Source organism: Chryseobacterium sp. MIQD13, from assembly GCF_050496705.1.
Lineage (GTDB): Bacteria > Bacteroidota > Bacteroidia > Flavobacteriales > Weeksellaceae > Chryseobacterium.
Genome location: NZ_JBNWAF010000002.1, coordinates 577,968 through 591,245, shown reverse-complemented (window position 1 = coordinate 591,245; position 13,278 = coordinate 577,968). Strand labels below are relative to the sequence as shown.

The window sequence follows — 13,278 nt, the reverse complement described above, 5'->3', positions numbered from 1 at the left end:
AATCTATAATCCTAAATCTTAAAGTCTCCTCGCCAGCTCCATTTTAAAAGCCATCAGCTTGGCAATATTTTCTGATTTATAAATCGCCATATCAGCATTTTCTCCGACAAAATTTTCTTCAATCGTAGTTTTCCAGAGTTCAAGCCAACAGTCAAAATGTTTTTGTTCCATTGCCTGAATTTCATTGATGGGAAAATGAACACCCATAGGATTTCCTTTGTAGCTCATTTGCCCAAACAGAATAGATTCCCAGAATGAATACATTTTCGGAAGATGTTTATCCCAGTCAACTTTGGCAACGTCATTAAAGAAAAAACCAATGGTCTCATCTTTAACGACTTTCGCGTAAAATGAATTGACAAGAAGCTCAATATCCTCTCTTGATTCCAATTTTTTCATAGATCAAATGTACTGCAAATTCAAATTAAAAATTCATGCAGCGGATTGATATATTTCATAATCGGAAATTTAATTGTATATGATATAATTGATCTGTGTTTTGAGTGTAATTTTTTGATAAAAATTTTCTTGTCACGGCTTAAATACCAAAACGATAGCTTGTATTTGACGTTATTATAATTTATATACTTATGATCAATAATCGTATTAATGAGGGTTTGTTGGCTTTTCTTTTAAAACTTATCACCAATTGTTAATATTTTTTATATTTTTTTTATGATATGTTGTTTTTTTTTATATTTTTGAAACATAAACTACCATAAAAACCACAAAACAAACTAACCATGAAAACAAAATTATTTCTTCAAGACCTGGAATCATAGTTTCTCAAAAACTACTGTTACAATTTTAAACTAAAGATTGTAAATCCCCCATTTTCTTTTTTCTAATGTTTCACATAATTTCAGTTATTATGTCAAAATCTTTATGCCATAAAATAGCAGCTTTACTGGTGCTGTTATATTCAATGAATGCCTATTCACAATTGGTCGGATCTGATGTTCAGATCTGGGAAAAGTCAAATCCAACACCTCGGGAAGCCAATGTTTCAAAGAATGAAAATATTCTCAATTTCCATTATGGAATTAAAGATAGGTTTCTGAAAAAATATATTAGATATAGTAGGAATAAGAGCCATACCTTAAGTTTGGTTCATACTTCTAAAGAGGATGAAAAAATCTGGGACAATGAAGTACGGAAGATATCCCTCAGTAATAATGTATACGAAAAGAATGGGAGTATAAAAATACGTAAAAGACCAAGTATTTTTACTTTTACAAGTACTGCTGAAAAGAAGGATGGGAAAGCTGACAGCATTAAAATAAAACTTGAGGACCGCAATCTTTATGAAATGATCTTCATTCCAAGAAAAGCGAAGAAAATGGACCTTAATAAAATCCATTCTTATCTCTCGATCAAGTACGGAATTTCTTTAGAAAAAGGGAAGTATTACAGCAGTGATGAAAAAGTTATCTGGGATCCTGAAAAACATAAAGAATTTAAATATAGGCCTACCGGTCTGGGACGGGATGACGGAAATGAGCTGTATCAGAAACAGTCGTCCAATCAGGAAGATCAATTCTTAACCATCGGAAAAACGGATATCAAAAAGACAAATGTAGAGAACACAAGTCTTTTTGATCATAATAATTTTGTGATGTGGTCTGATGACAATAAAGAAATGACAATGAAGCCGGAGGGAAACTTTAAAGTTCTCGAAAGAAACTGGGAAATTAATTTTATAGGATCTACTATTCCGAAATCAGATTATAAAGTAAGAGTGGTTAAAAAGGTTATTAATCCCGATTCAGTTCCTACTGCCTATTGGATATTTCTGAAAAACTCTGCAGGAGAAATTACAAAAATACAAGGCGTTGAAAATGAAAACTATGTAGATTTCAGTAAGGTAGATTTCTATAAAGAAAAAGGAGGGGAGGTTTTCAGTCATTTTACATTTGCAGTAAGTCCTTTAAGGGATACAAATGGCAATGGTCAGAACGGATCAGGTTCATCCTCAATTAATGAAAATCAAATTTCTTTAGACTTAGATCAAATTGTTCTTTATCCTAATCCTGTTAAAAAAGGGCAAAGCTTTACCGTAAAATTTCCTGAAATGGAAAACTTATCTATTGCTATTTATGATGGTGGAGGACGACTGGTTAAATTAGAGAAAATAGACCATCATTCAAGATCATACAGCAGTTCGCTTGACATTCAGAGTTCTTACCTGATCAGTCTTACACAGAACGGAAAAGTTATCAAAACATTCAAATTAATCGTCAACTAAAAACCAAATCATGAAACTAAAATCATTAAAACTTCCTTTTACAAAGAAGTCGGCGCTGCTGGTATGTTTTTTTGCAACTATGTTTGTTTTCGCCAGTTTTACGAAAGAAGACAGATATAAAGTAAGAGAATGGAAAAAAGATCTGGTGAGTAAGCTGACGGATAAAAAAGATATAGATCAGCCAATTACATCTTCAAATGAGATTTTATCTGAAGAGAAATCTGATATAAATAATTTAAATCAACATTCATTAGAGTCTGATGCTAATGCTTATTCTGGAGGGCTAAATTTAAATCATGAATCTGATATGGAATTAGGTTCAGAAACAAAGCCTTCAGATATAATGAGTTCTTATTCTGCTAAAGAAAAAGAAGGAACGGTTGGAGTATTTTCAGATCAGGAAGAGGACAGAATTTCAGATAACTTCTTTACGATTGATATTCCTAATCTGAATAAAGAAAACACCCATGTTTATCTGGAATATGATTTGTATGGTTTGGCCTCGCATCAGTCGGTACCAAGATCACTGAATCACAATCTGGCAATCGGTGGTGAAATTATTGTGCCTCAGGCAGCCTGGAGCCATCAGAAAGAAGAATTAAGTTCAGAACTTATCAAAAATGGTACAAACACTGTATTATTTACATCACCTGCCGCAGGGGTAAAATACAAAATCAAAAATCTGAAAGTTGTTTTTGAAAAGAACAGAGGGACATCTAATGATTTAGTTGTTAATTCTATTCTTTCAGGTGACAAGTTATATGTGAAAGGAATTAACAGGCAATTACAGGATTTAAGTATAAATAATGATCATGTTACTATTACAAATGGGGAGTTTGAAAAAATCATTCAGTTATCAGAAAAAGATAAACTAAACGGTAATTTTTCGGTAACAACTAACGGAATTACTCAATCATATAAGATTCCTGCAGATATAAAATCATTTAAAACTTTAAATAATAACTATTTTAATTCCAAAAGGATCGCTGTTTCCAATGACAAAGAATTTGATATTCAATATGAAGATTTAAATTTAAAAATAGAAAAAGAATCCTCTGAAGCAGCGAATATTGAAATTTTAAAATTAAGAGAAAAAGATATTCCTTCCACTTCAAGCGGTCTTAAAAATATCACCCCGAATAACTCAGCTTATCGTTTTTCAATAATTTCAGGAAAGCTGAACAAAAAAATTAAGATTACAATTCCTTATGACGAAAAAAAATTAGGTCTCTTTTCTCCAAAAGAGATCAAGGTTTTTTCATTTGATTATAATAGAAGACAATGGAAAGCTGTAGAAACAGCAAATGTAGACCAGAAGAATAAGACGGTGACATTTGAGGGTAACGGAGACGGCGATTATATCAATGGTATTATTTCAGCTCCGGAATCACCACAGTTGAATTCCTTTACACCAACCACGATCAGTGGTCTGAAAGCTGCAAATCCGGTAAGTGCTCCCTTAATGGAAGCTCCTGCAGCAAGCCAGACAGGAGATGCCAACATCAATTATCCGTTAATGTTGCCGGCGGGGACTTCAGGGATGCAGCCCTCGTTATCTGTAACCTACAGCAGTGGCAGCGGAAACGGCTGGATGGGAGAAGGCTGGAATATCGGAGGGTTATCATCAATATCAGTAGATACAAGATGGGGGACTCCAACCTTTACAGCTGGCCAGGAAACCGAATTATACTCATTGGATGGAGAAATGTTAGCATATCCTGAGGGTTATCTTCCTCACAGGCATAATAAAGTGAATACAAATGGTACATTTGACACTTCACGGCAGACAAGGAACGGATCCGGGGCGAAAACATTCTATTTAAGAAAAAACCATGATTTTACTAAAATTGAGAGGTTTGGAACAGGAACTACAGATTACCGCTGGATTATTACTTCTACAAACGGGACAAAAACCTATTACGGCGGCGATCAGACAACCCTTGTTCCCAATGCTGTGCTGAAAAATACAAATGGAAACATTATCCAATGGGGAGTATGGAAGATAGAGGATGTTCACGGAAATAACATGATCTATGAATATAAAAATCAGTCAATTAACAACTTTACAGGAGATGACCAGAACCTTAATGCAGGGTGGGTATTCCATATTGATAAAATCTTTTACTCGGGAAGGAATGGTCAGAAAGGACCTTATATTATAACATTTTTTAATGATACGCCAAGACAGGATAAACAAATTAATACTAAAGGTATTCTTAAAAGAATTGAACCTTATTTACTCTCAAAAATAAATGTTGATTTTAAGAACGCGAATAATCAGCAGCAAAACATACGGTCTTACCTATTCACTTATAATACCGGGATATTCCAGAAAAGTCTTCTGAGTAAAATGAAATTGAAGGTAATTAATCCAAGGACCGATGGTGCATCATTTGATTATAATTTTGAATATTATGACAATGGGACGGTCTTCGGAACCGCAACCAATGTAGTAACTCCAGGAACTGATGCTTTCTCTGATGTGGTAAGTTCTATAACAACCCCTTCCAAAATAAGTGCTGACAATAATTTTGAATGGGGATGGTCCCTAAGAACCGGAGGTGGTTTGGCATTATTCAGACCACAATTGGGAGGTGTAAAAAACTTTATGCTCTCCCTGTTCGGAGGTGCTTCATATCCCCGTATGAAAAGAGGGCAGGAGCTGGTAGATTTCAATGGTGATGGAATTGCAGATATTCTATATCGCAAAAGAAATGGCGATAATGGCATCAAATTGATTCCCGGAAGCATTGACAACAATGGCCAGCTGGTATTCAACAGTCAGCAACAATCAGTAGGAAACCTGAACAGTAACTTTTCACATTCAACAGGTACAACATGGAATTTGGGAGGTAGTGTGGTATTTAACTGGTTTAAAATAGGATTCGATTTTTCATATATTAATTCTGAAAGTGAAAATGAAACTCCTATTTATATGATGGATGCCAATTCCGACGGACTGCCGGATGTCATTAAAGATGATAAAGTATGGTTTAACCGAAGAAACGGAAATGCTCAGGAAATGGTAATTACTAGTGATTTAACTGAAAATATGGTCATCACCGATAATGATCCTCAGCCTTATACAGAACCTGAAGATCCCGATGACATTGATCCTGTAAAACCAAAGAATGATGTAGTTAAAGTCTGGATTGCCCCTAAAAACGGATTTATAGAAATTTCAGATGAAATAGCTATTGATCTCGGTCAGGATCCTTCTGCAAGAGCCGTTTATTCGATAGAGATTAAGAACCCGAATACGGTATCAAAAAATTGTAGGTTATATTTAAAGGAACTCATTAACACCTCCAATCAAAGTATTTCGATACGCCAGTATGACAGTTATCCGGGAACTCCATTGGGCGTAAGCAATTCTTCCAGGATTTATGTAAAATCCGGTGAAAAAGTGTATTTCAGACTGCATAAAAAATCCGGAACAAATTATATTGTAAATACCAATCCTGTAGTTACTTATACTGATAATGTTGGAAACCAACTACATGATGAGTTTGTTGAGGAACAGGATGGCTATATGCCGAACCAAACCAATTATAATGATAAGTTCCTTTTGAACAACCTGACGAAGTCACTTAAATTTACGGAACAGGCAGATATCCGCATCACAATTCCGGAGTTTACCATATCTACACTATCCGACAGAGTAAAATATTCAATCGTTCTCATTAAGGAAGATACCAGTGTGGCACAGAATCAGCAGACAGTTACCAACGTTATTTATGAAGAAACAGTTGGTCCTTCTCCCGGACAGCCTGTAACGGTTTCACCGGTGGATCTTAATTATTCTGTTCCTGCTCTTAGTGCGCCAGGTGAAGCATGGCATCTGAAATTTTTAGTGGAAACCGACTCCCACATCAACAAAGAAATTGAGTGGAACGATATTTTGGTTGAAGGATACCCTAATGCTTCTCACAGACATTATGCTGTAGCTCAATATCCATCTTATCATATCAGAGACCTGAAAAATAAATTTGATATTTCCACCCTGAATAATTTACCGAGTGGTAATGATGAATATTCAATATCCATCAATAAGAACTTTAGCTTCAACCCTTCTGTCCCAGGCAGATTTATGTACGTAATCAAGCAAAAAGGTCTTTTTCTTGATAAAAGAATTGTAGAAATATCCAATGGTACCTTAAAAGAATATACAATAGACTATAATCCTATTAATGGTAACGATCCGATACCTTTTTATCATGGAGATCCTACAGCTGGTATAATTGATGACCACGAAAAGCTGAATATCTTAATTTTCTGTGATACGAATAAAGACAGGCTTGCGTATGAAGCGCTTAAACTGCAGCTGAATGAGAATATCTTTAATATTTACAATCAGTCAGGCAGTTCTCTTTTAAATCATACCACCGAGACATCAATCAACACAGGTGAGTATAACGGGGTAAGCGCTGTTTATCACAACTGGGGGCAATTCCTTTATAATGAAGCTAAAGATATTGTTGCTGCTCCGGGTAGCACTAATCAACAGCCTCCTTTGACACCTGGTTGCGAGCCCCGAAAGGAAAATGACTGTATTATTATCCCAACAGGACCTAGCGGAAGTACCGCACCGGCATATACAACGAATCCAAATACGCCGAAAGATCAGTATGGTGCATTAATTAATGATGCAACGCTTGAAAATCCTTTCCAGTTTGATTTAAACTTTCCAGCTTGTGCTGGGATTACCAACTCTCAGCAATATGGAGAATGTGTGGGAGACCAGCTTGCAAACCAGTTTCAAAACAATTATGCCAATAACCAGTTATTTGGAGCAGCGTCTCCTTTCACGCCGCTAAATCCATTTAAAACCGAAAAAGTAAGAGAACATAAATGGATTAACCAGATGTTTCATGAGCAATATTCAAAAATTGGAAGCTTTAGAGATGATGAAACACCAACCTCACCATTTTTAGACAGTGATACTGATGAAGATGATATTGAAGTGGCCAATAATCCTAATACAAGAATGTTTGCTATTTCTAAAAAACAGAAAAGTAAGTCAAAAACAAAAAATGCAGGAATCGGTATCGGTCTCAGCTTTACAAACTCAACTTCAGAACTCAGAAATATCGGTAATATCCAGACTCAGGACTTCTTTGATGTGAATGGTGATAACTATCCTGATATGTTGTACAGGACCCAATCTCAGCAAACCAGCATTCTGGGTGGTTTGAAGGGTGCTCAGACCGGTATAGAGGGAGCAGATAAAGTAATTACAAGAACGGAGGATTTTATGAACACCAAATCTATAGCATTTGGTCCTTCAGGAAGTAAGTCAGTAGGAAGACAGACTAATAATAGTGATACTAATGCCACAGGAGACACCTCTGTTTCTTGGTCTATGAGTGTGGGGACATCCAATTATCCGAATTCCTACAATAAAACATCAGAATATTGGATGGATATTAACGGGGATGGACTTCCTGATAAGATAGAAGGAAGTAATTACAAACTAAACTTTGGAACCGGATTGGTAAATGGAAGTATTCCTGGATCAACAGGAGCTTTTGCAGGATTTGAAGAGCCTGTATCCAAGCCTGTATATTCTTCATCTTTTGGAATCGGTGGGGGTATAAACTCTGTTATTGATGCTGTTCAGGGCGTTGAATTGGGAATAGCCATTTCCGGAGGAGTTGGAGGAGGATCCTCTACTGCTACATCAAAAAGATCTTTCCTGGATGTAAATGGAGACGGTCTGGTAGATATAGTTCAGGTAGATGAAAATACCGGACAAACCAGTGTGAAATATAACTTAGGTAACCGCTTTGCCAGCCCTGTGAGTTTAAATGCCAGCCTTGCGGAAGAATCAAAAACACACAGTGGGTATGCAAACTTAAACGGAGGATATTATATTAATATACCTTGTATTGTCATCTTTGGTATTCCCATTTTATACGTAAAACCTTTCGGGGCAGATCTTTCTGCAAACGTAGGATTATCTGTATCTGAAATCAATAAAGGGCTGAGAGATGTGAATGGTGACGGTCTGCCTGACCTTGTAGTCAATACTAATAATGGTTTGAGAATACATTATTCCCAGATCGGTAAAACTAATAAACTTAAAAAAGTATCCTATGCCGAATCCTATGGTGGTGATGCTCCATCAAACCTAGGCAGCGCTTTTACCATTGATTATAAGTATTCTACACCATCCTATAATGACCCACAGGCAAAGCTAGTGATGTCTGAAGTAACCATACCGAATCCTGATGCCTTCTCTGGTACTTATACACAGAGTACAAGCGGTAAAGATATGATCAACCGGTTTGATTATGAAAATTCCAGATATGATAGAAGAGAACGTGAAAAATATGGATTTGGAAAAGTTAAGACGTACGAAATGTCAGATAATTCAACCATCTATCGTACAACCGTTCAAAACTTTTATAACCAGAATTATTTTATTCGTGGCTTATTAAAATCAGTAGAAACTTATGGAGGAACAGGGACATCAAACATCCTGTCAACTTCTGTCAACAGCTATAAACTTTATCAGTTTAATTCTTCTATGAGCGACTTGGTAGAGTTGTCTTCAACTCAGTTTGAAACTTATGACGTAGGCGGTACAGAAGGTAAAAAAATGGGTCGTGTATTATTATCCGGCACTACAAAAACAACCTATGAAAACGGAAACTCGATTTCTACACAAAGCCAGTTATTTTATAATAGCAAGGGGCAGCTTACCAAATACCAATACACAAGTCCGTCCGCGAGTTATAATAGTGTGATATCTTATCATACCAATCTCAATAATAACATCCTCAATATACCAAGCATTATCACGGTTTATCCAGGAACGGGATCTGTAAATCCTCTGCGTAAACGTTCAACGGAGATTACAAATTTAAACACAGGAGATATTTCTAAGTTTAAAATTTGGCTTAATTCAGGGGAAATTGCTGAAACAGACATTACGTATGAGCTTTTTGGAAATATTAAAACAATTAAGTATCCGCCTAATGAATATAATGAAAGACATGAACTGGAATATTTTTATGACCCAATGGGTAAATATGTAATTCAGGTAAAGGATCCTATTTTTAACCTGTCTTCTTATGCTACGTATGATCCTCTTAAGGATACGGTTTTAGAATCTACTGATATTACAGGCAATAAGATGAGTTATGAGCATGACGGATATGGAAGACCACTTAGAATAGTTAGCCCAAATGACTGGCAGTCGCAGGTTAATACCATTATGTATCATTACTTTGATACGCCGGTAACTCTTAGTAACGGTAACAAAATATATCTTTTCACAGCCAAAACATCACATCTTGATCCGTATCATCCTGGTAATGATATTGAAACTATTTCCTTTGCCGATGTTACAGGTAAAGTAATTCAGGTGAAAAAAGATATTGAGATTGATGATGAGGAAAAAATGACAGTATCAGGAAGAGTAATTAACGATAATTTAGGAAGGACGGTTCTGCAATATCATCCGTTATTCGAAAATAAAGATGCCGTACTAAATAATAAGCTTAGTCTTACTGTTGCTCAATATCATACTTCTGCAGGTTATGATTATAAAGACAGGAATGTTTCTTCTACTGATGAAGACGGAAATTCTGTTGACAACAGATTTTTTATAGAAAGTGGAAGATTCAAAACTGAAACTACCCAAATGCAGAATGCGTCGGATCAGATCAAAACAGAAATTTTTGCCAATGCAGAAGGAAAAACTGTAGAAACCAGAAACCATTTGCCGGGACAGGTTTTAAGTACATTTTTCTCATATAGCCAAATAGGAGAAATCATGAATGTTACGGATCCTGAAGGGTTGGAAACCAATTTCAGTTATGATATGGGTGGCAGGAGATTAACTCAGACACATCCGGACCGTGGTGAAACTGCATATACTTATAGCAAAGCAGGACAGCTTACCTATGTTTTGAACAACAACCTTAACAATAATGGAGGTATTCCGATTCACTATAAATATTATTACAACAGACTTACTAATATCGATTTACCGGATATACCATCAGGTACAAATCCAGCTAATGTATCATATACTTATGGTATTTCAGGAAACAATATCGGTAGAATTATAGAAAAACAAGACGGCACAGGGACAAGCCTTTACGAGTATGGCAAAATGGGAGAGATGGTCAATGAAATTCGCTATATCTATGGTTTTTATATGCCGAATTTGAAATTTGATACATCTTACGAATATGATAACTGGAACAGGATCCGAACTATCAATTATCCTGATAATGAAAAAGTACAGTACGAATACGATTTAGGAGGAAATCTGAAAAAAATATCCAATGATTCGGGTTACGAGTATGTAAAATCCATTAAATATGATCATTATGAGCAGCGTACGAATATTGTGTTCGGTAATGAAACATCCTCCAGCTTTACTTATGAACCGGCTATGAGGAGGCTGCAAAACCATGTTCTTCTTGATGCGAACAGTAATATATTATTAGACGGAGCTTACAGTTACGATTATGCCAGTAATATTACGGGAATCGAAAATATAAGCCAGACAACCAATACCGGTTTTGGAGGGAATTATGGTCTTCGATATAGATATGATACTCTTAACAGGCTTGTGAGTTCTTCAGGTAATGCTGAGCCGGGGAGAAAAGACGGTTTACCACCTACCCCGGTTGTAGGTAGTATAAATGCGACGTATGAAACTGCCCTATCTTATAATATGAGTAGTGGAATCAGTACAAAGAGACAGCATCATGAACAGGATGGAATAGTCAATACAAGTAACACGTATGAAAACATGTATACTTATGTTAAAGGGACTCATATGGTAGATAAAGTTACAGATGCTTATACTGGAAATGGAGAATATTTTAAATATGATGGCAATGGAAATGTGATCAGCCAAGAGACTATACAGACAGGTCCTACTAGTTTTTATTGGGATGAGCAGGACAGGTTGAGGGCTATTCATACACCGGAAATAGGATCATTCCAATATTATGTTTACGATGATAAAGGCGAACGTACCATCAAAGCTAATTTGAAGAATGATGCAGAACTGTATCAGAACGGTGAAATGGTAAATAATGGGTTGGTGTTTGATAACTTCAAGGTGTATCCTAATCCTTATGCTGTATACACTTCAGATGGATTGCTTACCAAACATTATTTTGCAGGGGATCAGCGTATAGCAAGTAATATTAAAGATGTAGGTGGAATGTTTAACAATAGACAGGCATCATCTGTGAAAAGTAAAGAAGCTTCTGATCCTAAAAATCAACAATCAGTTGCCGAAAATGATTTTAAAAACTACCTATCAAAAGCAGGCTACGAAAAAATAGAAGTAGAGAAGGAATTTGCCAGAGCACCTGCACCTGTGAGCGGTATTTATTACCTACATAGTGACCACTTAGGTACAGCAACCTATGTTACCAACGAATATGCCGAGCCTACACAATTTTTCTTAAATTTACCTTTCGGGGAAACTATGGTGGAGCAGCAGGAACCAACAGCCTACGCTAATCCATATAAGTTTAATGCGAAAGAATTAGACAGCGAAACAGGTCTTTATTATTATGGAGCTAGATACTACAATCCAAGACTGAGTATTTGGTATGGCGTGGATCCATTGGCGGAGGATTATCCTTCATGGTCACCATATGTTTATACCTTTGATAATCCTATTAAATATATTGATCCAGATGGAAGAGAACCTGCAATAGGTCCAGGTCCTAGGGGAACTTTTGGAACTTTGAGATGGACAAAGAAATTTGATAGTAATACGCACATAAATCTTGGCGATTCATATGTAGATCATGTTGCTGGTAGATATGGTACTCTGACTTCATTCGATGGTAAGGTTTCCCTTGGGTTGCAACATAATTATGGATATTATTACGATTTGGTAGAAAGAGGAAAATTTACAGAATATTTTCCTATTGATAAAGGTCAAAATAATTATGCGGAGAGTATGTATACAACTAACTGCTATGGCTATGTTCTTACAAATGGATTTTTTGCTGTGAATGCAACACCAAAAGAAGTTATTAACTTTTTAGATCATACAGGATATCACACAAAAGAAATAAATGGGAATACTAAATATGATGTTGGAGATATTCTGGTTTGGAATATAAAAGTTGAAATGTATTCTAGTAAAACAGGAAAAATGGAAACATTGGAAGAGGGAGGTCATATAATTGAAGCCGTTGGAAAAAATAAAAAAGGAGAAGTTTTATGGGAAAGCTATTGGAATGGCGAAGCAGTAAAAGGGACACTTTCGAAAATACTGAAAAAAAATGCAAAATATGGTAGTGAATATTCTAAAACCAGAAGTGCAACGCTACTATCCCCGGATAATAGAAAAAGTGTAAAATTCAATAAGAAAAAATATGAATCAAAATAAGTTACTTACTAAATTGAGCCCTCTGTTTATGTTTTTTTTATGTACTCTGATTGGGGTGTCTTGTAAAGACAAAAAGGAGAAGAATGAGAAAAAGAATAATAAGAGTGTGCATAATGTTGAATATATTTTTATTTCTAAACCTACAAAAAACGATATAGTTAAATATAATGATGGAATATGGAATTTGCAAAATATAAGCATTATAAGTCTAAAGAAGAGAGATACAGCAGTTAGAAAAGTCAATTTTGAAAGATTATTGTTAAATGATAAGGGTTTTGTAGAACAAAAATCAAAGATACTTGTTGGGGAAAGATTGAAAGTTAATGCTAATCTATTTAATTTCAAATCACTAGATTCATTGAATGGAAATTATGCCATTAAGTTTATGACAAAAGACTCAATGCTTATATCAAGCGGTCCGGTCATAAAAATTATAGATAAAAATGTTGCTTTAAAAGAGTTAGTACATATAGAAATTTTATTGTTAAAAAGTAATTAGTACTATTTTGTTGTATCAATGGTAGTTATCTTAAACATAACTAAAACGATTAAAATTATTTAAGGAGCGAAAAAATTATAAATTTTCAAAGCGTGTTCTGATCCTTGTTTTTTATTGTAATGTACTACTGTTTAGAAGAATTCAAATGTAAAAATA

4 protein-coding genes are annotated in these 13,278 nt (G+C 35.3%); 3 read left to right on the top strand and 1 reads right to left on the bottom strand.

Annotation, left to right across the window (positions count from 1 at the left end):
• Positions 1 to 18: 18 nt before the first annotated feature.
• Positions 19 to 399, bottom strand: a complete 381-nt coding sequence (locus ACQWU4_RS09660) for a group III truncated hemoglobin (RefSeq protein WP_429935556.1) — start codon at positions 397 to 399, stop codon at positions 19 to 21.
• Between the two features lie 472 nt (positions 400 to 871).
• Here ACQWU4_RS09660 and ACQWU4_RS09655 point away from each other — a divergent pair, with 472 nt between their 5' ends.
• Genes ACQWU4_RS09655 through ACQWU4_RS09645 form a run of 3 tightly spaced genes read left to right on the top strand, consistent with a single transcriptional unit; the run spans position 872 to position 13,122 of the window.
• On the top strand, positions 872 to 2,245 hold the full coding sequence (locus ACQWU4_RS09655) for a T9SS type A sorting domain-containing protein (protein ID WP_429935555.1): 1,374 nt from the start codon (positions 872 to 874) through the stop codon (positions 2,243 to 2,245).
• A gap of 10 nt (positions 2,246 to 2,255) precedes the next feature.
• A complete protein-coding gene (locus tag ACQWU4_RS09650) occupies positions 2,256 to 12,623 on the top strand; it encodes a SpvB/TcaC N-terminal domain-containing protein (RefSeq protein ID WP_429935554.1) in 10,368 nt (3,455 codons plus the stop codon).
• A complete protein-coding gene (locus tag ACQWU4_RS09645) occupies positions 12,610 to 13,122 on the top strand; it encodes a hypothetical protein (protein WP_429935553.1) in 513 nt (170 codons plus the stop codon). The genes ACQWU4_RS09650 and ACQWU4_RS09645 overlap by 14 nt, the downstream gene beginning before the upstream one ends.
• Positions 13,123 to 13,278: the final 156 nt, after the last annotated feature.